The 21,587-nt window shown below is 72.5% G+C and carries 19 protein-coding genes and 1 pseudogene; 14 read left to right on the forward strand and 6 right to left on the reverse strand.

All coding sequences use genetic code 11. The annotated features are described in order from the left end of the window. The first annotated feature begins 8 nt into the window (after positions 1-8). From E4P39_RS13980 to E4P39_RS13990, 3 genes are read left to right on the forward strand one after another with little or no spacing between them, the layout of a single operon-like run. Positions 9-797, forward strand: coding sequence for an amino acid ABC transporter substrate-binding protein (locus tag E4P39_RS13980; protein ID WP_245159825.1), 789 nt, complete (start codon positions 9-11; stop codon positions 795-797). Then, the gene (locus E4P39_RS13985) at positions 794-1,462 is read left to right on the forward strand and encodes an amino acid ABC transporter permease (RefSeq protein WP_135137189.1); all 669 of its coding nucleotides are present in this window, start codon (positions 794-796) and stop codon (positions 1,460-1,462) included. The genes E4P39_RS13980 and E4P39_RS13985 overlap by 4 nt, the downstream gene beginning before the upstream one ends. Then, positions 1,459-2,214 (forward strand): amino acid ABC transporter ATP-binding protein, encoded by a 756-nt coding sequence (locus tag E4P39_RS13990; RefSeq protein WP_135137190.1) that lies wholly within the window; start codon positions 1,459-1,461, stop codon positions 2,212-2,214. The genes E4P39_RS13985 and E4P39_RS13990 overlap by 4 nt, the downstream gene beginning before the upstream one ends. A 609-nt stretch (positions 2,215-2,823) precedes the next feature. Here the strand turns inward: E4P39_RS13990 and zwf are convergent. Continuing rightward, positions 2,824-4,314, reverse strand: a complete 1,491-nt coding sequence (zwf, locus tag E4P39_RS14000; RefSeq protein WP_135137191.1) for a glucose-6-phosphate dehydrogenase — start codon at positions 4,312-4,314, stop codon at positions 2,824-2,826. Positions 4,315-4,680: 366 nt separating this feature from the next. Between zwf and E4P39_RS14010 the strand changes: the two genes are divergently transcribed. From E4P39_RS14010 to E4P39_RS14035, 6 genes are all read left to right on the forward strand, one after another. Then, positions 4,681-5,892: an ATP/GTP-binding protein gene (locus tag E4P39_RS14010; protein WP_245159826.1), complete on the forward strand. Its 1,212-nt coding sequence runs from the start codon at positions 4,681-4,683 to the stop codon at positions 5,890-5,892. After that, the gene (locus E4P39_RS14015) at positions 5,889-6,251 is read left to right on the forward strand and encodes a hypothetical protein (protein WP_135137192.1); all 363 of its coding nucleotides are present in this window, start codon (positions 5,889-5,891) and stop codon (positions 6,249-6,251) included. The genes E4P39_RS14010 and E4P39_RS14015 overlap by 4 nt, the downstream gene beginning before the upstream one ends. A 224-nt stretch (positions 6,252-6,475) precedes the next feature. Next, positions 6,476-6,817: a metalloregulator ArsR/SmtB family transcription factor gene (locus E4P39_RS14020; RefSeq protein ID WP_135137193.1), complete on the forward strand. Its 342-nt coding sequence runs from the start codon at positions 6,476-6,478 to the stop codon at positions 6,815-6,817. A 3-nt stretch (positions 6,818-6,820) separates the two neighbouring features. Next, positions 6,821-7,327, forward strand: coding sequence for an SRPBCC family protein (locus tag E4P39_RS14025; protein ID WP_135137194.1), 507 nt, complete (start codon positions 6,821-6,823; stop codon positions 7,325-7,327). Then, a complete protein-coding gene (locus E4P39_RS14030) occupies positions 7,327-7,947 on the forward strand; it encodes a dihydrofolate reductase family protein (protein WP_135137195.1) in 621 nt (206 codons plus the stop codon). The genes E4P39_RS14025 and E4P39_RS14030 overlap by 1 nt, the downstream gene beginning before the upstream one ends. A 176-nt stretch (positions 7,948-8,123) precedes the next feature. After that, on the forward strand, positions 8,124-8,792 hold the full coding sequence (locus tag E4P39_RS14035; protein ID WP_135137196.1) for a hemerythrin domain-containing protein: 669 nt from the start codon (positions 8,124-8,126) through the stop codon (positions 8,790-8,792). Between the two features lie 10 nt (positions 8,793-8,802). On the opposite strand, the gene E4P39_RS14040 is transcribed toward E4P39_RS14035, so the two are convergent. From E4P39_RS14040 to E4P39_RS14050, 3 genes and pseudogenes are all read right to left on the reverse strand, one after another. Beyond that, positions 8,803-11,424 (reverse strand): AAA family ATPase, encoded by a 2,622-nt coding sequence (locus tag E4P39_RS14040; RefSeq protein WP_280790864.1) that lies wholly within the window; start codon positions 11,422-11,424, stop codon positions 8,803-8,805. After that, positions 11,410-12,144, reverse strand: a pseudogene (locus E4P39_RS14045) (AfsR/SARP family transcriptional regulator); the annotation flags it as partial. The gene E4P39_RS14040 and the pseudogene E4P39_RS14045, both read right to left, overlap by 15 nt. A 93-nt stretch (positions 12,145-12,237) precedes the next feature. Further along, a complete protein-coding gene (locus tag E4P39_RS14050) occupies positions 12,238-12,927 on the reverse strand; it encodes a hypothetical protein (protein WP_135137199.1) in 690 nt (229 codons plus the stop codon). A gap of 447 nt (positions 12,928-13,374) precedes the next feature. Here E4P39_RS14050 and E4P39_RS22680 point away from each other — a divergent pair, with 447 nt between their 5' ends. Then, positions 13,375-16,035 carry a serine/threonine-protein kinase gene (locus tag E4P39_RS22680; RefSeq protein WP_209306536.1) on the forward strand — a complete coding sequence of 887 codons (2,661 nt, stop codon included), beginning with the start codon at positions 13,375-13,377 and terminating at the stop codon, positions 16,033-16,035. Positions 16,036-16,131: 96 nt separating this feature from the next. Here the strand turns inward: E4P39_RS22680 and E4P39_RS14060 are convergent, their stop codons facing one another. Next, entirely contained in the window at positions 16,132-17,202 is a 1,071-nt protein-coding gene (locus E4P39_RS14060; protein ID WP_245159827.1) for a DUF2332 domain-containing protein, read from the reverse strand. Between the two features lie 105 nt (positions 17,203-17,307). Further along, complete coding sequence (locus E4P39_RS14065) at positions 17,308-17,511, reverse strand: zinc-ribbon domain-containing protein (protein ID WP_135137201.1); 204 nt, start codon at positions 17,509-17,511, stop codon at positions 17,308-17,310. A gap of 286 nt (positions 17,512-17,797) precedes the next feature. Between E4P39_RS14065 and E4P39_RS23255 the strand changes: the two genes are divergently transcribed. From E4P39_RS23255 to E4P39_RS14085, 4 genes are all read left to right on the forward strand, one after another. Then, positions 17,798-18,742 carry a transglycosylase family protein gene (locus E4P39_RS23255; RefSeq protein WP_280790862.1) on the forward strand — a complete coding sequence of 315 codons (945 nt, stop codon included), beginning with the start codon at positions 17,798-17,800 and terminating at the stop codon, positions 18,740-18,742. A gap of 108 nt (positions 18,743-18,850) precedes the next feature. Next, positions 18,851-19,555: a beta-ketoacyl-ACP reductase gene (locus E4P39_RS14075; RefSeq protein WP_135137202.1), complete on the forward strand. Its 705-nt coding sequence runs from the start codon at positions 18,851-18,853 to the stop codon at positions 19,553-19,555. Between the two features lie 4 nt (positions 19,556-19,559). Continuing rightward, positions 19,560-20,336 (forward strand): enoyl-ACP reductase FabI, encoded by a 777-nt coding sequence (gene fabI, locus E4P39_RS14080; protein WP_135137203.1) that lies wholly within the window; start codon positions 19,560-19,562, stop codon positions 20,334-20,336. Between the two features lie 65 nt (positions 20,337-20,401). Beyond that, positions 20,402-21,523: a ferrochelatase gene (locus E4P39_RS14085; protein WP_135137204.1), complete on the forward strand. Its 1,122-nt coding sequence runs from the start codon at positions 20,402-20,404 to the stop codon at positions 21,521-21,523. Positions 21,524-21,587: the final 64 nt, after the last annotated feature.

The raw sequence follows: 21,587 nt of genomic DNA on the forward strand, positions 1-21,587 counted from the left end.
AGCCCACCGTGCGCACGCGCCTGCCCCTGACCCTTGCCCTCGCCACCGCCCTGCTGCTGACGTCCTGCGGCGGGGGATCAGACGAGGCGGGAGGCGGCAGCGCGAGCGGCTCCGAGGACGTGCTGCGCGTCGGGACGGAGGGCACCTACGCGCCCTTCACCTTCCACGACCCGAGCAGCAACGAACTGACCGGCTACGACGTCGAGGTCGCCGAGGCCGTCGGTGCGGAGCTCGGCATGGAGGTCGAGTTCAGCGAGACGCAGTTCGACGCGATCTTCGCCGGCCTCGAGGCCGACCGGTACGACGTCATCGCCAACCAGGTCACGATCAACCCCGAGCGTGAGGAGAAGTACCTGTTCTCTGCGCCCTACACCGTCTCGACCGGCGTCGTCATCACGCGGGCGGACGACGACAGCGTCACCTCGCTGGCCGACGTCAAGGGCAAGCGCAGCGCGCAGTCGACAACCAGCTCGTTCGCCGAGGTCGCCACCGAGGCCGGGGCGCAGGTCGAGGCCGTCGAGGGCTTCACCCAGGCCATCACGCTGCTCAAGCAGGAGCGCGTCGACGTCACGATCAACGACAGCCTCGCCTTCTTGGAGTACCAGAAGAGCACCGGCGACGAAGACGTGAAGATCGCCACCGAGATCGACCAGCCGAGCGAGCAGGCGCTGGTCTTCCGCAAGGACAGCGCCGACCTCCAGGCCCGGGTGGACGAGGCCCTCGCGGCGCTGCGTGCCGACGGTGCGCTCGCCCGCATCTCCGAGAAGTACTTCGGTGAGGACGTCAGCGGGGAGTGAGCGCGATCGACTGGGAGCTGGTCCGCAGCAGCCTGGGCCCGCTGTTCGACGGGCTCGTTCGCGGCACGCTGCCTCTCACCGCGGTGAGCTTCGTGCTGGGGCTGGCCATCGCCCTCGTGGTGGCGCTGATGCGGCTGTCGGGGCGGCGACTGGTGGCTGGGGTGGCCCGGGCCTACGTCTCGGTCATCCGCGGTACGCCGCTGCTGCTCCAGCTGTTCATCGTCTTCTACGGGCTGCCCTCGCTCGGGATCACACTCGACCCGTGGCCGAGCGCAATCATCGCCTTGTCCCTCAATGTCGGGGGCTACGCCTCCGAGGCGGTGCGGGGAGCCATCCTCGCCGTGCCGCCCGGGCAGTGGGAGGCGGCGATGACCGTCGGGATGGGGCCGATCACGACGCTGCGCCGGGTGGTGCTGCCCCAAGCCGCGCGGATCGCCGTTCCGCCGCTGAGCAACACGCTCATCTCGCTGGTGAAGGACACCTCGCTCGTCTCGGTGGTCCTGGTCACCGAGCTGCTGCGCAGGGCCCAGGAGATCGCCGGGCAGAGCTTCGAGTTCTTCACGCTCTACGGCGTCGCCGCCGTCTACTACTGGGTGGTGTGCCTCGTGCTCTCCTTCGGTCAGACTCGGCTGGAGACCCGGCTGTCGCGGCACGTGGCCGCATGAGCACCCCGCTGCTCGAGGCCCGCGGGCTCGTCAAGTCCTTCGGCGCCAACCGCGTGCTGCGCGGCGTCGACGTTGCGGTGCCGGCAGGGTCGGTCACGTGCCTCATCGGGCCGTCCGGCTCCGGCAAGACAACGGTGCTGCGCAGCCTCAACGGGCTGGAGACACCGGAGGCCGGCACGGTGCGGATCGGGGACGTCGAGCTCGACTGGGCGACCCGGCCCGAGGCCCGCGCTGTGTCCCGGCTGCGAGGTCAGAGCGGAATGGTCTTCCAGGCTCACAACCTGTTCCCACACCTCACCGTGCTGGACAACGTGACCTCCGGGCCGGTGTTCGCGCATGGCCGGCCGCGTGCGGAGGCGCAGGAGGAGGCCCGGGCGCTGCTGACCCGTGTGGGTCTGTCCGACAAGGCGGACGCCTACCCGGTGCAGCTCTCGGGTGGGCAGCAGCAGCGCGTCGGCATCGCCCGCGCGCTGGCCACTCGGCCGGAGGTGGTGCTGTTCGACGAGCCGACCAGTGCCCTGGACCCCGAGCTGGTCGGCGAGGTGCTGCAGGTGATGCAGTCGCTGGCCGCAGAGGGCTGGACGATGGTCGTGGTGACCCACGAGATGCGGTTCGCCCGGCAGGTGGCCGACCAGGTGCTCTTCCTCGACGGCGGCGTGGTCGTGGAGCATGGGCCGCCGTCGGAGGTGCTCGTCGAGCCGCGGGAGTCCCGCACCCGGCAGTTCTTGCATCGCCTGCTCGACCCCCTGTAGCCACGACCGGCCTGGGCGCGTTGGAGCTGCGCGCCTCCAGGGCTTCGCGAGCGCCTGATGCCCGCAGGCGTCGAGAGCCGCCATCGCGATGTGCTCGAGGCATCGGACTGGGCTCGTTCGATCGGTGCCTTCTCGGACGTCGTCGCATGCGATCAGTGGGGCGTGAGGTTCCGCCGCGGTCGCCGCCTCGCGTCACTTCGGGGCTACGGCGGGGCTGCGCGGTGCATGTGAGTGTGACGACGGGGCGTGGTGCGTGTCGGCGTAGTTGGTACCGGCTGTCGACACCTCGTAGAGCTGCTGACCGGGACGGGCTCCGGCTCGGCGATGTCGACGATCTCCAGGACCTCGGGACCGCCGAAGCGGGTGATCTGCACGGCACGCATCGCTCGACCCTGGTTCTGACCGTCGAGCAGAAGCTGGGTCCGGCAGCGTTGACGATGGATCCCTCCGCCCGCCCGGGTCTCGGCGGAACTGTGCGGCGGGACGGGCCGGAGGATGGGCCGACAGAGACTGTCGGATGGTGTGTCGTCCGGTCGGACTGCGTGCGCCGGGCTACTGAAAGCTTCAGTCGCAAATGGGGTCTGCCTCTCGCATCTTCATCTGTCGCCGTCAGGTCGAGTGGCGCCAGCTCCGGCCGTCTCGGGCGATGAGCAGGTCCGCCTCCGGGGGGCCCCATGTGGCTGCCTGGTACAGGGGGATGGGCCGCCGGTCCATTGACCAGTACTGCATGACCGGGTCGACGATGCGCCAGGAGCGGCCGACCTCGTCGGCGCGGATGAAGAGGGTCGGATCGCCGATCAGTGCGTCCAGGATGACTCGCTCGTAGGCGTCCGGCGACTGCTCTTCGAAACTCTCGTACGAGAAGTCCATGGATGCCTTCTGCACCCGGAACGCATGTCCGGGGACCTTCGCCCCGAACCGCAGGCTCAGTCCCTCGTCGGGCTGCACGCGCACGATCAGGGCGTCGGGCTCCAGCCCCTCGGCCCTTCCGGGGAACAACGGAAGTTGTGGGGGGCGACGGAATTCCATGGCCACCTCCGTGAGACGCGTGGGCAGCCGCTTGCCGGTGCGCACGTAGATGGGGACGCCGGTCCAGCGCCAGTTCTGGACCTCCAGTCGCATCGCCACGAACGTCTCGGTCGAGCTCAGCGGGTCGACGCCGGGCTCGTCCCGGTACCCGGGCATGAGGTCCTCGCGGGTGCCACCGCGGGTGTACTGCCCGCGCACCGCGTTCGTCGCGATCTCCGCCTCCTCGTCCAGCGGGCGGATCGCGCGGAGCAGTTTCACCTTCTCGTCGCGGATCGCCTCGGCGTGGAACGAGGTGGGCGGTTCCATGAGGAAGAGCGAGAGGACCTGGAGGACGTGGTTCTGGACGATGTCGCGCATCGCGCCGGTCGTCTCGTAGAAACCGCCGCGGTCGCCGACGCCCAGTGTCTCGGCGACGGTGATCTGCACGTTGTCGACCCAGGTCCGGTTCCAGATCGGCTCGAAGATCGAGTTTGCGAACCGCAGCGCCAGCAGGTTCTGCACCGTCTCCTTCGCGAGGTAGTGGTCGATCCGGAATATCTGCTCCTCGACGAACGCCGAGGACAGTTCCGCGTAGAGATCCCGGGCGCTGTCCTCGTCCCAGCCGAACGGCTTCTCGATGACCGCACGGACGAAGCCGTCGCCGTCCGGGACGGACAACCCCGCCTTGCCGAGGCTCACCGCGATCGGCCCGAACAGGCGGGGTGGCGTGGCGAAGTAGTACACCCGGTTGCCGGCGGTGCCGTGCCGCTGATCGCTGGCGGCCATCACCTCGGCCAGCCGCTGGTAGGTGGCCGGGTCGTCGTAGCCGCCGTGGACGTAGCGCGCAGCCTCGGTCAGGTCCTTCCACCGCTGGTCGCCCTCGCCGGACACGCTGCGCCGGCAGAGGTCCCCGAACTCGTCGTCGGTCATGGGCGTGCGGGCCACGCCGATCAGGGCGACCTCCGCGGGGAGGGCGCCGTAGCCGGCCAGCCGCGCGAGTGCCGGCAGGAGCTTGCGAGCGGTGAGGTCTCCCGAGGCTCCGAAGATAACCAGCGCACATGGCGGAGAGCGACGGTCCGCATCGACGTTCATGTGCTGGGAGCATGCCCGGCTCGGAGTGCCACGGACAGGCCCCGACACCGGCGTCCGTTGCGCGGCTGGACACGCACCGCGGTGTGTCGTGGCGACGTGGTGCCGCGCCCGGGAGGACGAGTGACGGCGACGCGGAGCGCGGACCGGCTCAGTTCTACGCGGTGTACCGCTCACGACAGGAAGTGGTGCGTGTCGGCGTAGTGGATGCCGGCTGGCGAGACCTCGTAGAGCTGCTGGCCGGGACCGGGCTCCGGCTCGCCGATGTCGACATCTCCAGGACCTCGGAACCGCCGAAGGGGGTGATCTGCACGGCACGCATGCGGGACAGGCCATGGCCTGCCGGGCAGCCGCGGCGGTGCCCGGGGCGTGCGCCGGGCGGCCCACCCTGGCGACCGGGCCGGTCGGCCGCGAAGCCTTTATGGTCCTCGGATGCAACTGAGCGCAGCGCTGGAACAGCACATCGCAGTGTTCGGCGAGAGCGGCAGCGGCAAGACCGTCCTGCTCTCCTCGTTCTACGGGGCCGCGCAAGAGCCTGCGTACTTGAAGGACAGCCTCTTCCACGTCGTCGCCGACGACATCGGCCAGGGGAGCCGGCTGCACAAGAACTACCTCGGGATGAAGAGCTCTGCGAGCGTGCCAGAGGCCAATCGCTTCCGGGCGACGTCCTACTCCCTCTCGGTCAAGATGAGGGCCGGGTCCGATCCGGAGGCGACGAGAGCTCAGCCCTTCAATGCACTGCGCCTCGTCTGGCACGACTACCCGGGCGAGTGGTTCGAGGAGGACGTGAGCGGACCGGAAGAGGGGCAACGCCGAGTCGACACGTTCAGGTCTCTGCTGCGTTCGGACGTCGCCCTGCTGCTGGTGGATGCGCAGCGGATGCTGGACAACGCCGGCGAGGAGGAGCGCTACCTCAAGTCGTTGTTCGCCAACCTGAAGAACGGGCTCCTGAACCTCAAGGACGACCTGCTGGACGACGGACAGCCGCTCGTCGAGTTCCCGCGCATCTGGGTCCTGGCGCTGTCGAAATCCGACCTCCTGCCCGACCTCGACGTCTTCGGGTTCCGGGACCTCCTCGTCCTGAAGGCGTCCGACGAGATCACCGAGTTGCGCAACGTCATCGCGGAGATGGTGGAGGGCAGCGACGCGCTGTCGGTCGGGGAGGACTTCGCGCTGCTCTCGTCGGCGAAATTCGAGGTGGGCAAGATCGAAGTCACCGAGCGGATCGGTCTTGACCTGCTCCTGCCGCTGGCCGCGATGCTCCCCATCGAGCGACACATCGACTGGACCCAGACGCAGCAGCTGCCGGGGAGGGTGGCGGAGAGCCTGCTGGGCGGCATCGGCCCTGTGGTGGATGTGCTGTTCAAGCGTCTGTCCAGTTTGCCGGGAAAGCTCGGCATCTTCTTCGGTACTGCCGGTCCCAGCCTGCAACTCGTGGCTCAGCTGGCCGGAGACAAGCTGAAGGAGATGAACGACGAGGCGCGCGCGAAGGGGGACAACCTCAAGGCCACGTTGACCGGCTTCCGGCTCGACCTCGAAGGAGGCGAGGAGCGGGGAATCTTCCTCAGGAGCCTGCGATGACCCTGATCTGGGCCACGCGTGGACGGACCTGGGGCTTCCGGTTCCTCCGGGACGGAGGGATCGAGGAGCCGCTCCGGGTCTACGACATCGCCTTCTCGGGCGTCGAGGAGGACTCGGAGGTCTGGCGCCCTATCACCGGCACGAGGGAACAACGCGAGATGGTGGCGCTGCGGTTGCCGGATCCGTTGGGGCGGCAGGACCGCGCCGGAAGGGTGATCCCGCACGACTTCGTCGTCCTGCCACCACTGGCTGACGAGATCGATTCGGTCGAGGACGGTCGCCACAGGATCTGGCCCCTCGTTGCCGATCAGTTCGAGCGCGTCTGGGAGCTGTCGGAACCGCCCTCTCCCACAGACTGACCTCAGCGGATCGGCCCACGGCACGTGAATCGGAGGACGGCCACGTCGTGGTGTGTCCACCTGACACCCGGTCCCCGCAGCAGCGCACGGTCCGAGGCATGAACGAGTTCTCTCATTTGCGCCCTGCCCCGGAGCCCCGGCCAGAGTTGCCCTCGACACGGTGGTCACCACACCCACCAGATTCCTGGTCTTGACTCATGCCGATATGGGTATACGTTGGCGCCGTGGCACGAGCAGCGACGACGTCGGACGTCTTCAACGCGATCGCCGAGCCGCAGCGCCGGGAGATCCTCGTGCTGCTGCGGGCGGGTGAGCGACCGGTGACCGAGTTGGCCCGGGAGATGGGGATGACTCAGCCAGGGGCGTCCAAACACCTGCGGGTGCTCCGGGAGGTCGGGCTCGTGCGGGACCGCAAGGCAGGCAAGCAGCGCCTGTACGGCCTCGATGCCCGCGGGCTGCGGCCGGTTCACGAGTGGACCGGCGGGTTCGAGCGGTTCTGGAACGAGAGCTTCGACCGGCTGGACGCGTACGTGCAGGACCTCGAGCAGGCACGGCAGGAGGAGTAGCTCATGAGCGCCACGGGACGAGGAGCGCCGGCGCAGTCCGCGACGGCCGGCCGCGAGATCGTGATCTCGCGGGTCATCGGCGCCCTACGGGAGCTGGTGTTCGAGGCGTTCACCGAGGTCCGGCACCTGTCGCGGTGGTGGGGGCCGGACGGGTTCACCACCACCACGCGGTCCTTCGAGTTCCGCGTCGGCGGGGAGTGGGACTTCGTGATGCACGGGCCGGACGGGACGGACTACCAGGAATGGATCTCCTGGACCGAGATCGTCCCGCCGGAGCGGATCGCGCTGCTGCACGGTGAGTTCCGCGGCGACCCGAACGCCTTCGAGTCGGTCCTGACGTTCGAGCCCGACGGGGCGGCGACCCGGATCGACATGCGCACGGTGTTCCCCACCAGGGAGTTGCGCGACGAGGCGGTCGAGAAGTACCACGCGATCGAGGGTGGCCGGCAGACCCTGGGCAACCTGGCTGCCTACGTCACCGAGATCCATCGGCAGGGAGGCGAGGGCTGATGGCCGGGAAGGTGTTCTTCAGCGTGTCCATGTCGCTGGACGGGTTCATCGCGCCCGGGTCCCTCGGGGAGTTGATGGGGCGGCAGTGGATGGAACTGCAGCGGTGGGTCTTCCCGACGCGGTTCTTCCGGGAGAACCTGAAGCTCGGCGGGGGTGGCGAGGAGGGGCGCGACAACGACATCGTGCGGACGACGTTCGAGCGCACCGGCGCGAGCGTGATGGGCAAGCGCATGTTCGACGCCGGCGAGCAGATGTGGCCGGAGGAGGCGCCCTTCCACACGCCGGTCTTCGTCGTGACGCACGAGAAGCGTGACCCCTGGGAGCGGCCGGGCGGGACCACCTTCCACTTCGTCAACGACGGCATCGAGGCCGCGCTCGACCGGGCCCGCGAGGCCGCCGGCGACCGCGACGTCCGCATCGCGGGCGGCGGCGCGACGATCCTGGAGTACGTGAACGCCGGCCTGATCGACGAGTTCTCGATCGCTCTGTCGCCCGTGCTGTTCGGCTCCGGAATCCGCCTGTTCGAGGGCGTTGACGCGGACCGCGTGGCCCTCGAGCAGGTCCGCGCGGAGCCCTCCCCGAGGGTGACGCACCTGACCTACGCCGTCCGGAAGCGGTAGGCGGACGGCGGAGAACGAGCCCCGCATCGTGAGCCGAGTCAGGGATCAACCGACGAGGTGCGCACCCGCCTGAGCCGAGTCAGGTATGAGGTGGATCTGCAAGCGGGCTGCAAGCCGGATGCACGGGGTGGGGTCGATCGTCGTGCTGACGACCCGCCGCAGCCGAGGAGACAGCCATGCACGCCACGACCGGACCGATCGACACCAGCGTGATGCCGACCATCCACACCTTCTTCCGTCGTGAGATCCGGCTGGCCGGGGGCGTCGTCCGTCGCGTCGCCGACGGTGACGTGCGCCGGGCCGGGGTGGTCGCCGACCATCTCGACTTCGTCGCACGGTCGCTGCACGAGCACCACACCGGCGAGGACGAGCTCCTGTGGCCGAAGCTGCTGGAACGCGTGCCCGAGGAGCTCGCCCCCATCGTGCGGCTGATGGAGGCTCAGCACGGGCAGGTCGACGCGCTGCTCAGCGAGATCGGCGATGTCCGCGTGCGCTGGGCGGCGACGGCGGCCCCGGCCGACCGCGACCGGCTGGCCGACCTGTTCGACCAGCTGTACGTGCACCTTGCCGAGCACTTGGACGCGGAGGAGGAGCGGCTGCTGCCGATCGCGGCCCGAGCCGTCACGCAGGCCGAGTGGGCGGAGCTGGGGGAGCGCGGCCGCGCGCGCACCCGGCGATCGGAGCTGTCGCTGGCCCTGGGCATGTTCCAGTACGAGGGCGATCCCGCCGTGATCGCGCAGATGCTCGCGGAGGCTCCCGCGCCGGTCCGGTGGATCGTGCCGCGGCTGTCCCGCCGGGCTTTCCGGCGGCGCGCGCTCGCCATCCACGGCACCGCCACGCCCTGAGGAACGGGACTCAGTCCGGCAACCGTGCCAGCAAGGCCTCGGTGCGGGCCGTCCACGGTTCCAGCCCGAGGGACCGGTGCGTGTCCAGTGCGGTGCGGGCGTGCGCCCGGGCGGCGACCGGGTCGCCGTCGGCGGCAGCCAGCCGCGCCAGGGTGTGGGAGACGCTGCCGAGGAAGAGGGCGGACAGGCCGCCGGAGGCCAGCCGGTCGGCGTAGGGGGTGAGCTGCCGACGGAGATCGGCGACCGCGTCGTCGGTGGCGAGGCCGCGGTCGGCGAACTCGAGCCACAGCCAGGCGCGCAACACGGTGAGGCTGATCCACAGGTAGTCGCGGATCACCGCCGGCTGCTCGCCCCACGGACCGAGCATCCGGCGTGCCTCCTCCGCCCGCCCCGCCTCGACCAGGGCCATGGCGTGCAGGTCGCGCAACTCGCTCGGCTGGTAGGCGGCGGCCTGCCGGAGGACGGGCTCCAGCTCGCCCAGCCGCCCCTGCACCCACCGGATCGTGGTCCGCTGTGCCAGCCCGATGCCGACGCCCGGGGTGGCCAGCGTGTGCTCGAGCCGCTCCAGCCGGTCGATGTCCTCCTCGGCGCCGGCGAGGTCGCCGTGGACCTGCCGGAGCAGCGCCAGCCCCCAGCCGGAGACGAGCAGCACCTGCGGGAGCGAGTGCCGCTCGGCAAGCTGCTGCGCGCGGACCAGATCGGAGTGTGCCTCCTCCAGGCGTCCCGCCTCGGCCCGGATGCCGGCCCGCTGCGTGAGGGCGCGGGCGCCCGCGCATTCGTCGCCGGCCCGCGCGGCGCGTTCGACCAGCTCCTCGGCGAGCGCGGCGCGGCGGTGCAGCAGATCGGTCCGGGCGATCGCCAGCGCGGCGAGCTGCAGCACGGCCCCCATGTCCTGGGGCCCGGCGTCCGTGGTCCGCAGCCGCGCGACGGCGGAGTCGATCAGCCGGAGGCTGGTGTCGGCCCCGTCGGGGCGGGACAGGTGCTCGACCGCCAGCGCCGCCTCGACGCGGGCGCGCAGGGCAGCGGTCAGGGCGCCGTCCCGGCAGGCGAGCACCTCGTTCCAGAGGTCGATGGCGGCGTGGTCGACCTGGGCCCGCGTCCGCCATCCCCAGACCGCACTGTGGGTGATCTCCAGCAGGATCCGTGCGGCGGCAGCCGGGTCGGAGCGGCGCAACGCCGACGTCCCGGCGGTGGCGAACTCCGGCCAGGCGTCGATGGGCCGGCCGAGTCGTAGCAGCGCCCGGCCGCGTCCCACCCGCACGGACTCGCGCTCCTCCGGGCTGGTCAGCGGGTCCCGTTCCTGCAGCTCGACGGCGAGGGTGAACAGACGGAGCGCCTCCGCGTGCGCCGAGCGGGTGGCGGCCGATTCCCCGGCCCGTCGCGCGAAGGTCCAGCCCGACCGGGCGTGGGCGGTGCCGGCCAGCCGGTAGTGCTCGGCGAGCTCTGCCGCGTGGTCGGGAATCCGGCCGGCGTGTGCGTCCTCCAGCGCGGTGGCGACGAGGAGGTGCGTGCGGGCACGGGCCGGCGCCGGCAGCATCTCGTAGACCGCGTCACGTACCAGGGAGTGCGTGAACCGGTAGCGGCCGGGCGCCGGCTCGTCGACGAGCCCCAGCGCGATCGCGGATGCCAGCGCCTCGTCCACGTCGACCGGGGAGCAGGCGGCCGCCTGCTCCACGACGGCCGGCTCGAAGGACCGCCCGGCCACCGCGGCCACCGCGAGGATCTGCGAGGTCGCGTCCGGGAGCCCGGCCAGGCGCTGCCGGACGACGTCCCGCACGCCGGAGGGCACCGTGCGCCACACCGAGGAGTCCGGCCGGGCCAGCGCTCCCTCGCTCGCCAGCAGGCGCGCCACCTCGGTCACGAAGAACGGGTTCCCGTCCGTCCGGGCGACGAGCTCTGTCGCGATCTCCGGAGAGATCTCCACCCCGGTGGAGACCGCCACGCAGGAGACGATCGCGGCCTCGTCGAGGCCGGCCAGATCGATCCGCAGCGGGTCCAGCCGGGCCAGAGCGCCCAGCAGGTCCGCCAGCGAGCCGTCCGCATCGGCGGGGGAGTTGCGCAGGGCGACGACGAGGACGACCGGGACGTCGGCGACGTCGGCGGCCACCCGGCGGATCAGTCGCAGGCTGTCCGCGTCGGCCCAGTGGACGTCGTCCAGGACGAGCAGCACGGGTGGGCCCGAACCGACCGCGGTGAGCAGCGTCTCGGCGAGCCGGTAGCTCTCCGATGCGGCGTCCCGCACCCCGCCCTCCGTGGCAGCGAGGGCCTGGTCGCTGCCGAAGACGGCGCGGGCGGCCCTGGTCCAGCCCCACAGCGGCGGGCTGCCGTCGGGGTCCCAGGTGCCTCGACCGCAGCGGAAGCCGGCCGCTCTCGCCCGGCCCAGCACCTCCTCGGCGAACCGCGTCTTGCCGATGCCGGGCTCACCGCGGATCACGACGGTGCGGCCTCGGCACCGGGCCGCTGCGGCGAGGACGTCGTCGACCGCCGCCAGCTCCCGTGCCCGTCCGGCGAGCCCGGCATCGGTGGACGGCGCCCGCGGCCCGGCGGAATGTCGTTCGGTGGCGGGCCGGTCGGCCAGGCGGGGGAGCAGACCGGGGTCCTGCCGCAGGATCGACTCCTCCAGGGCCCGCAGGTCCGGCCCCGGGTCGATGCCGAGCTCCTCGGCCAGGTGGTCGCGGGCCCGTCGCAGGCTCGCCAGCGCGTCGGCCTGCCGGCCGGCGCGGTACTGCGCGCGGGCGAGCAGCCCCCACAGCCGTTCCCGTGCGGGATGCTGCCGCACCAGTTGCTCCAGCTATGCCGCGGCCGTGCGGTCGTCCCGCGCCGTGCGGACCTCCCAGAGATCCTCCAGGGCGGTCAACCGCAGTTCTGTGAGCCGGAGCGCCTCGGCAGCCAGTGACGTGCTGGTCTCGGTCAGCCCGGCGTAGGGGTCCCCCCGCCACAGCGCCAGCGCCTCCTCGAGCGAAGCCTCCGCCCGGGCCGGGCCGGCGGCCACGTCGGAGCGCGCACGGCGGATCAGCTCGGTGAACCGGCGCGCGTCGACGTGCTCGGCCGCCAGGGCGAGGGAATAGCCGCCGGGATGCGTGCGCAGCCGGTCGTCCGTGGCGCGCGCCCGCCGGGCCGGCTCCAGCTCCCGGCGGAGGCGGGCGACGTAGGACTGCAGCGACGCCTCGACCCGGGCCGGCGGCTGCTCGCCCCAGATCTGGTCGACCAGGTGGGACACCGACACCGGCCTGCCCTCAGCGGCGACGAGCAGCGCGAGCAGTGCCCGTGGCTTGGGCCCACCGAGGTCGGCGGACGCCCCGTCCACCTCCACCGCCAGCTCGCCGAAGACCCGGACCTTCACGGGGCGCATGCTAAACGCGACGGGGCGCGACCGGGACCGAGAGCAGCAGGCGGCGCCCGGGCATCCCGGGCGCCGCCTGGTCGGTGGGAGGAGTGCGGGCGGTCAGCCGACGGATGCGAGCTCCTGGGGAGCGGCGGTCTTCTCGGCACGCGCGCCGGTCGCGGCGGTACCGAGCGCCCACAGGGCCAGCAGCACGCCCGCGACCGCGAACAGCGGCGTGAACTCGGTGTCGGGCGACAGGAAGGTCAGCGGCACCACGACGGCGTGCGCCAGCCCGCCCACGACGCCGAGCAGGGCCACGACGCGGCGCAGGCCGCCCTGGATCCTGGCCAGCGTCGTGGCGAGGTACACGACGGCCAGACCGCTGACGGGGTACAGCACGGCGGCGAGCCCCAGGTGGGTGAAGGCGACCGGGGCGGCGTGGCCGGCGTCCAGTGCGTGGCTGTCGACCACGGCGGCGAGGTGGAAGACCGTCTCGACCGCGTAGAGGGAGAGGGCCACGACGGCGACGGCGAGGGGCCGTCCGGCCGCCTGGGGCCAGACCTGCCGGCGGCGGGCCATCCACAGGCCGACGACGAGGAGCACGGTGCCGATCACGACCAGCGTGTGCCCGGGCACCCACATCTCGTCGGCGGTCATCGTCGCCAGCTCCTCGCGCATCGAACCCGAAGCGTCGGAGTCGGGGTGCATGGGGCCGCCGGCGAGCAGCGTGGCTCCGGACGCGAGCAGGGCCAACCGCCAGCCCTGCGGCCGGCGAGGAGCGGGGGTCTGGGTGTTCGGGGAGGTCGTCATGGCCGCAACGCTGGCGGCAGGGACTTGCAACCTGCTGGACGACCTCTGGACTCCGGGCGCAAGGCGCCGCATGTCGGCGCGGCCCGTGGCCAGCGCCCGGTCGGCGCTCGTGAACCGCTGAGACCGGCACGGCCGACTATCAGGAACATGACAACCTCCACCCACGCAGGAGCGTCGGGGTCCACTCGGGTGACCTGGACAGCGCGTACGCCCCGAGGCCCGCGTCCGGGAGCCCCCGGTTCGGTGCCGACGGTTGGCACCGGACGCGCGCGGTGGGGAGGCGGCGGGCGGTCTGCGCATCCCTCACCAAGGTGGCGAGGGTCGACACCTCGTGAGGCCGTCGATCACCCCTGCAGTGACTGTTCCGGCCTCTCGCCGGAGGCGACCCTGATCGTGACGGATCCCCCGGACACCCAGAGGTTCCACGTGCCCAGAGCATCCACTTCGGTGACCACGTACGAACCGGGCAGCGCGATCGCTGACTACCGGATCGATTCCCTGATCGGCCGCGGCGGCATGGCGGTCGTGTACCGCGCGGAGGACATGCGCCTCGGCCGCAAGGTCGCGTTGAAGCTGCTCACGCCGGACCTCGCCGACAGCGAGCAGTTCCGGCTGCGCTTCATCCAGGAATCCCGGATGGCCGCCTCGCTGGACCACCCGAACATCGTGCCGATCTACGAGGCCGGCGAGGCCGACGGGCAGCTGTACATCGCGATGCGGTACGTGGCCGGCCCCGACCTGAAGGGCCTGCTGGCCGACCAGGGTGGCCAGCTGCCACTGGACTGGGCGGTCGGGTTGTTCGGCCAGATCGGGGATGCGCTGGACTCCGCCCACCGCGCCGGGCTGGTCCACCGCGACGTGAAGCCGGCGAACATCCTGATCGCCGAGAGCCAGGAGCGGCCGGATGCCGTTCGCGACTCCCACGTCTACCTCACGGACTTCGGCCTCACCAAGCGCACGTCCGAGCTGTCGGCCGGGCTGACCAGCGCCGGGCACTTCCTCGGCACGGTCGACTACGTCTCGCCCGAGCAGATCCAGGGCAAGCCGGTGGGGCCGGGAGCGGACATCTACGCGCTGGGCTGCGTCCTCTACGAGTGCCTGACCGGGTTGCCGCCCTTCCGGCGGGACGATGACGCCGCGCTGCTGTGGGCGCACCTGGTCGGGACGCCGCCGCCCATCGCCGAGATCCGTCCCGAGGTTCCCGTGGCGGTCAGCGCCGTGGTGGCGCGGGCGATGGCGAAGGACCCGGCGGACCGGTACCAGTCGTGCGAGGAGCTCGTGAGCGAGCTCGAGGCGGCCCTCGACGTGCCGGTGCCGATGACCACCCCTGGTGGCGGCTGGACCCCGGACATCGGAGCGGCCACGCACGGCGCCGACGCGACGTCGGACAGCCCCCTTTCGGACGGCGGGACCGTCGCCGCGGACAAGTCCGGCGGAGGTCTCCACGCGTCCGGGCCGATCGCGGGCCTCCCGGCCCCGGCAGACGCCCCGTACGAGACCGCACAGTCGGCGGACCACCGACCCGTCCTCCGGATGGACCCCGGGTCCGAGCCCGGCTGCGTCGGCGAGCAGCGCGAGCCTGTGGCGGGTACGGCGCCGCTCTCGGTCGAGGGCGACCGTCCGCCCGTCGTTGCTGCCGCCTCCGCGACCCCCTCCGTGCCGACCGAGGGTCCGCGGCCGAGCGCTTCGAAGCGACGTCGTCCGGCCGTGCGGCTCGTCGTCGTCGGCCTGCTCGCCCTCGTACTGGGAGCGGATGCGGCGGGGGCCAGTCGGCTCGACCCGGTCGGCGCCACATCCGTCGTGGCAGAACGCGCAGACTCCGCCGGCGGTGACCCCTTCGCCCCGCCGCCCGTTGGCGCGGCATCCGAGTCGGCACCCCCGGCCGACGGTGGATCAACGCCGGACACCGAGGGTGGTGCACCGACGGAGGACGTTCCGGGTCCTGGAGACACCATGGGTATCTACGGCGGTACCGGTGCCGATGCATGCAGCGCGTCGTCCCTGGCCACGTTCTTCGACACCCATCCGGACCGGGCAGCGGCCTGGGCGCGTGCCCAGGGAATCCACCCGAGCGACATCCGGTCGTTCCTGAGGTCGCTCACTCCCGTCGTCCTCAGCACCGACACGGCCGTCACCAACCACGGCTTCCGGGACGGCCGGGCGAATGCCTACCAGGCAGTTCTGCAAGCCGGGACCGCTGTGCTGGTGGACGAGGACGGCGTACCCCGCGTCCGTTGCGCCTGCGGCAACCCGCTCGACGGGCCCTCGGCGCGCCGGCAGGTCCGCTACACAGGACAAGCGTGGCCCGAGCTGGGGAGTCGACCCGTGGCGGTCGAGGCCGCTCCGGTGGAGGACCCGGCGAATGCGGGGTCGGGCGGGGAGCCGACCTCGGACGGGTCCGCCGGATCGAGGGAGGAGCCGGCCACGGACGGGTCCGACGCGTCGGGCGACGCGGCGGCTGTGGACGGGTCCGCTGGGACCGGCGGCCAGCCGGCCACCGACGGGTCCGCCGGGTCGGGGGAGGTGACGATCGCGGACGGGGTCGCCGGAACGGGCGACGCGGCGGCTGCCGACGGGTCCGCCGGGACCGGCGAGGCGACGGCCACCGACCGGTCGGCCGGTTCGGGCGACACTGCGAATGCGGACAGGTCTGCGTCCGCGGGAACGGGGGAGGAGCCGGCCACCGACGGGTCCGCCGGTTCGGGCGACACGGCGGCTGCGGACGGCTCCGCCGGATCGGGTGAGGTGCCGGCCCCCGACGGGTCCGCCGGTTCGGGCGACACAGCGGCTGCGGACGGGTCCGCCGGGTCGGGGGACGTGCCGGCCCCCGACGGATCTGCCGGCTCGGGGCAGGTGCCGGCCACGGACGGGTCCGCCGCGTCGGGCGACGCGGCTGCGGCCGGGGCCACCGGGTCGGGGGACGTGCCGGCCCCCGAGGGGTCAGCCGGTTCGGGTGACACGGCGGCGACGGACGGGTCCGAGGGTTCGGGGGAGCTGCCGACCGCGGACGGGTCCGCGGGCTCGGGCGAGGTGCCGACCACGGACGCGTCCACCGGCACCGGCGAGGAGCCGGCCACGGACGGGTCCGCGGAGTCGGGTGACAGGTGACCCCGGCTGAGACCAGATCTCTGCCGCAGGCACCTCAACTCACGTGACTTGGACGGCGCACACCGCCGGTCACTACGCCCACAATGCCTGCCTGACCTAGGAGCCGGCCAGCCACGCCAGCAGGCGGCCCCGCGACCAGCAGCGACCGATGGCCTGGCTGTGCAGAGCCGACCGGTCGAGCACCGCGAGGCCGATGATGCTGTGGCCGGCGGCGCGGCGATCGCCGAGTGTCGGTATCGCCGGCGCGACGCCGACCCCCTCCACTGACACCCACGCCACCGCCCGGCCGTCCGCCGCTTCGTCGAGGCGGTGCAGGAAGCGCAGGCGGCTCTCGAGCGGGAGGGCTGACAGCGCCCACGTCGTGGTGACGACTGGCAGGGCGTCCGCCGGCACACGGGCGACGGCGTCGGCCAGGACCTCGAGGGGGTCACCCCGCAGCAGCAGCGGAGGGGCGGTTGCCACCAACGCCATCTCCGCGTCGAGCCCCGCCATCCGCTCCGGCTGATCGGGCCACAGGCAGGCGCGTAGCCAGCGGGCGTCGTCCGCGTCGGTCACGTCGACCGGATCGGGGTCGACGCCGACCCGGGCGACGACGTCGGGCATCGCCGCTATCGGGATGGGTCGGTCTCCCACGATCGAGGACGACAGCTGCACGGGAGAGGACGGGTCGCCCAGCGACGGTCCGTTGCTGTACGTGATCCCGACGCGATCGACATGGAGATTGAGCCCGGAAGAACAGCCCACGTCGACCAGCCCGACCGCATGCGCGCCCACCCGGCGCGCCGCCTCGGCAATGGCCGGGTACAGCACGGCGCAGCGTCCGGCCTCGAACGTCCGCGTCCGCCGGCGCACGGCGATGGCCACGACCTCGTCGGTCATCCGCACGAGCGTGTCGATCGCCGCGCCGGCGGCAGCGTCGCCGTCGGCGGCGGCATAGGCCGCGGCAAGCGCTGGGGCGCGGCCGGCGAGGGCGAGGTCGTGCAGCGCGGCGAGGATCACCGGAGGGGGCCGCTTGCGCGCCGGTGCCGCCTCGATGGCGCGCAGCGCCTCGTCCGACTCGCTCAGGGCGACGGCGACGCGCTGGTACAGCGGCGATGCTCCGGCGGCGTCGACCTCACCGAAGGTCCGGTACGCCTGAGCCAGCGTGCGGGCCCTCCCCACCGGCACGGCGCCTCCTGCGGCCGGCTCTGGCATCCCGCCAGTGTCCCGCCATGGGAGCGACGACCCCCGGCCGGGCCCGAGGCCGACTACCGGACCAGGGCGCCACCGTGCTCACAGCTCGACGGCGGCGCCGCAGATGCCGCAGATCTCGAGCTGCCGACGCCCCCACCGGGCTACCGGCACGAAGAACACCGTGAACTGCCGGAACTGCCGCACCCTCGCCCACTGCGAGGTGTTGCCGCAGCGCGGGCAGGCACGGACCGCCCCGGGACCCAGGTCCTCGTGCTTGGTGCCGAAGCCGAAGAGAAGGAACACGCCGCCAGCGTAGGTGGCCGACCGATCGCCGTCCGCCGTCGAATCGGGTCTCAAGGACTGCTCCCGACTGGCCGATTCCCATGGTGGAGCGCTCGAACGGGCGATCCCGGGACCGGGAGCTTCCGGACGCTGAAGGGGGACCGTGCGCGTGGAGGTGGGAGGGGAACGGACCGCCCGCCACCGGCCGGCGAGCCGGTGGGCCGTCGTCGGGATCGCCGCGGCCATCGGGCTGTGCGTGCTCCCCGGGTCCGCTTCAGCCGCGCCGTCCACACCCTCCGACGCCCAGGTGAGTGCCGCACAGCAGGCTGCCGACGCCGCCGCCGCGCAGGTCGGTCGGAGCTTGACGGACCTGGGCGCTGCCCGGGCGGCCGTGGACTCCGCGGCCGCCGGCGCCGCCGCGGCCCTCGGCCGTCACGAGGCGACAATGGCGGCCTACCGGAGCGCTCGGACGGCCGCGGACACCGCGGAGGCGGCGGCCGAGCAGGCCCGCCTCGACCTGGCCGCCGCGCGTGACGACGTCGCCGCGTTCGCCCGGAGCAGCTACATCACCGGCACGACCTCGCCGGGCATGCAGGCTCTGCTCACCTCGGCCGACCCCGCGCAGATGCTCGAGCGGGCCGCCCTCCTCGACGCCGCCGGCGGCCGCCGGTCCGACGTCCTGACTCGGGTCGCCGTGGTCCAGGGGCAGGCCGCCGATGCCGCGACGGTGGCCCGGGACGCGCTGGCCCAGGCCACCTTGCTCGAGCAGGAATCCGCCGCCGCCCTGGCCTCGGCCAACCAGATCGAGAGCGCGGCCCGCCGGACGGCGGAGACGTTCGAGGCCCAGCAGGCCGCGATGGAGGCCGAGCTGCAGGAGGCGCGGGAAACGCTGGTCACCCTGCAGCGACAGCGGACCGCCGTGCAGCCGGTTGCGCCAGCGTCCTCCGTCCCGTCGAGCGGTCCCGGCGGTGGCTCGTCCTCCGGTGGGCCGGCGCAGAACGCGCCAGCCCATGACTGGAGCGGCGTCGCGATGTGCGAGTCGAGCGGCAACTGGACCATCAACACGGGCAACGGCTACTACGGAGGCCTGCAGTTCAGCCCGTCCACCTGGGCCGCCTTCGGTGGCCTGGCCCATGCCCCGAGAGCCGACCTCGCCACGCCGGCCCAGCAGATCGCCGTCGCGGAGAAGGTCCTGGTCGTCCAGGGCGTGGGCGCCTGGCCCACCTGCGGCCAGCTCCTCGTCGCGCTCTGAAACGTCCCGCCGCGGCGGACGCCGGGTGCTGACTGCTTCCCCGCAGGTGGGCCGGGCGGCCACCGGATAAGTTCGCAGCACACAGGCGTCGGCGCAGGGGAGTGGCACGTGGGCAGGTCAGTGCTGGTGACCGGCGGGAACCGGGGGATCGGGCTGGCCATCGCCCGCGCCTTCGCCGAGGCGGGTGACTCGGTGGCCGTCACGCACCGCGGCAGCGGTGCTCCGGACGGGCTGTTCGGCGTGCAGTGCGACGTCACCGACGCCGACGCCGTCGACCGCGCGTTCAGCGAGGTCGAGGAGCACCAGGGGCCGGTCGAGGTGCTGGTCAGCAACGCCGGCATCACCCGCGACGGGCTGCTGATGCGGATGAAGGAAGAGGACTTCACCGAGGTCGTCGACGCCAACCTCACCGCCGCGTACCGGGTGGCCAAGCGTGCGTCGGCGAAGATGGTCCGCGCCCGGTCCGGCCGGATGATCTTCGTGTCGTCGGTGGTCGGGCTGCTCGGCTCGGCCGGGCAGGCCAACTACGCGGCGAGCAAGTCCGGGCTCGTGGGCCTGGCCCGCTCGATCGCCCGTGAGCTCGGCAGCCGGGGCATCACCGCGAACGTGGTGGCGCCCGGCTTCGTCACCACGGACATGACGGCGGCGCTGCCGGAGGCCCGGCAGAAGGAGATCCTCGGGCAGGTGCCGCTCGGCCGGTACGCCTCGCCCGAGGAGATCGCCGGGGTCGTGCGGTTCCTCGCCGGCGACGCGGCCGGCTACATCACCGGGGCGGTCGTCCCGGTCGACGGCGGACTGGGAATGGGGCACTAAGGGCATGGGCATCCTCGAGGGCAAGAAGATCCTGGTCACGGGCGTGCTGACCGAGGCGTCCATCGCCTACGCCACGGCGCGCATCGCGCAGGAGCAGGGCGCCACGGTGGTGCTGTCCAACTTCGGGCGGACCCTGTCGCTGTGCCGGCGGGTCGCCAAGCGGCTGCCCCAGGAGGCGGCTGTCATCGAGCTCGACGTCACGAACACCGAGCACCTGTCGACGCTGGCCGACCGGCTCCGGGAGGAGCTCGGCGCCGACGCCACCCTCGACGGCGTCGTCCACTCCATCGGCTTCGCGCCGCAGGAGGCGATGGGGGAGGGCTTCCCCGAGGTCGCCTGGGAGCACGCCGCGACGGCGTTCCACGTCTCCGCCTGGTCCTACGCCTCGCTGGCCCAGGCCTGCCGGCCGATGCTGGCCAATCCGTCCTCGATCGTCGGGCTCACCTTCGACGCCACCGTCGCCTGGCCGGTCTACGGGTGGATGGGTGCCGCGAAGGCGGCGCTGGAGTCCACCTCCCGCTACCTCGCGCGGGAGCTGGGGTCGGAAGGCGTGCGGTCCAACCTCGTCGCGGCGGGCCCGCTGCGCAGCATGGCCATGAAGGCCATCCCCGGCAGCAACCAGTTCGAGGAGGCCTGGGAGTCCCGTGCGCCGCTGGGCTGGTCGGTCACCGACACCGAGCCGTCGGGCAAGGCCGTCGTCGCCCTGCTGTCGGACTGGTTCCCCGCCACGACCGGCGAGATCATCCACGTCGACGGAGGCTTCCACGCCGTCGGCGTGTGACGTCCCCCGAATGATCGTCGGTGGATGAACTGCATCCGCCGACGCCGTGAGAGAGAAGAACAGTCGTGCCCCGCGCCACCGACGTCGAGATCACACCCGCAGGTCAGCGACCCGACGAGGACTCGTCCCTCGCCGTCCGGAACAACGGGGGAGTGCCGCCGTCCACCGACCCGGCACCGGCCGGACGGCGCGAGGCGCTGCTGGTGCTCTCCTTCGGCGGTCCCGAGGGGCACGAGGACGTGATGCCGTTCCTCGAGAACGTGACCCGGGGTCGCGGCATCCCGCGCGAGCGGCTGCTGGACGTCGCCGAGCACTACCACCACTTCGGCGGCGTCAGCCCGATCAACGAGCAGAACAAGGCCCTGATCGCGGCGGTCGAGCAGGACCTCGCCGCGGCCGGCGTCGACCTGCCCGTCTACTGGGGCAACCGCAACTGGGCGCCCTACGTCGAGGACGTCTGGCGCCAGATGTATGACGACGGCGTCGAGCACGTCTACGTCTTCGCCACGTCCGCCTACGCCTCGTTCTCCGGGTGCCGGCAGTACCACGAGGACATCGCACGGGCCCGCGCCGTGTCCGGGGGCGGCCCCACCGCCGAGAAGCTCCCGCACTACTTCGACACCCCGGGCTTCATCCAGGCCAACGCCGACGCGCTGGCCGCGGCCCTGGCCTCGCTGCCCGAGGGCCTGCGGGACACCGCCCGCCTGGTCGCGACGGCGCACAGCATCCCCGACGCGATGGCCGCCGTCGCCGGACCGGACGGCGGGGCCTACCAGGCCGAACTGCTGGCTGCCGCGGACCGCATCGTGGCCGAGGTCGCCCCGGGCCGGCCGTTCGACCTGGTGTGGCAGAGCCGCAGCGGCCCGCCGTCCGTGCCGTGGCTGGAGCCCGACGTCAACGACCACCTCCGGGCCCTGGCCAAGGACGGCGAGACGGCGGTCGTGCTCTTCCCGGTGGGCTTCATCAGCGACCACCTCGAGGTGATCTGGGACCTCGACAACGAGGCGAGGGAGACCGCCGAGGAGGTCGGACTGGCGTTCGCGCGGGCCGCCACCGCCGGCACCCACCCCGCGTTCGTCAGCACGGTGCGGGAACTGCTGGAGGAGCGCCGCGCCGGCGGGCTGCCCCGCCTGGGCACCAACTGCCCTGCCGCGTGTTGTTTCGTGGGTCGCCCGAGCCGAACGTGACGCCTGGTCACGCCGAGTGGGGCCCGGAGGGTCCCGCGCAGGCGTGACGCAGCGGCTCCGCGGC

This window comes from Blastococcus sp. CT_GayMR19, from assembly GCF_004570385.1.
In the GTDB taxonomy this organism is placed as follows: domain Bacteria; phylum Actinomycetota; class Actinomycetes; order Mycobacteriales; family Geodermatophilaceae; genus Blastococcus_B.

Excerpts from the sequence above, each read along its gene's own strand:
- E4P39_RS14050 (WP_135137199.1), bottom strand. The coding sequence starts at position 12,927 with ATGACGACCTCCCCGAACACCCAGACCCCCGCTCCTCGCCGGCCGCAG.
- E4P39_RS14025 (WP_135137194.1), top strand. The coding sequence starts at position 6,821 with ATGAGCGCCACGGGACGAGGAGCGCCGGCGCAGTCCGCGACGGCCGGC.
- E4P39_RS14030 (WP_135137195.1), top strand. The coding sequence starts at position 7,327 with ATGGCCGGGAAGGTGTTCTTCAGCGTGTCCATGTCGCTGGACGGGTTC.
- fabI (WP_135137203.1), top strand. The coding sequence starts at position 19,560 with ATGGGCATCCTCGAGGGCAAGAAGATCCTGGTCACGGGCGTGCTGACC.
- zwf (WP_135137191.1), bottom strand. The coding sequence starts at position 4,314 with ATGAACGTCGATGCGGACCGTCGCTCTCCGCCATGTGCGCTGGTTATC.
- E4P39_RS14035 (WP_135137196.1), top strand. The coding sequence starts at position 8,124 with ATGCACGCCACGACCGGACCGATCGACACCAGCGTGATGCCGACCATC.
- E4P39_RS13990 (WP_135137190.1), top strand. The coding sequence starts at position 1,459 with ATGAGCACCCCGCTGCTCGAGGCCCGCGGGCTCGTCAAGTCCTTCGGC.
- E4P39_RS14015 (WP_135137192.1), top strand. The coding sequence starts at position 5,889 with ATGACCCTGATCTGGGCCACGCGTGGACGGACCTGGGGCTTCCGGTTC.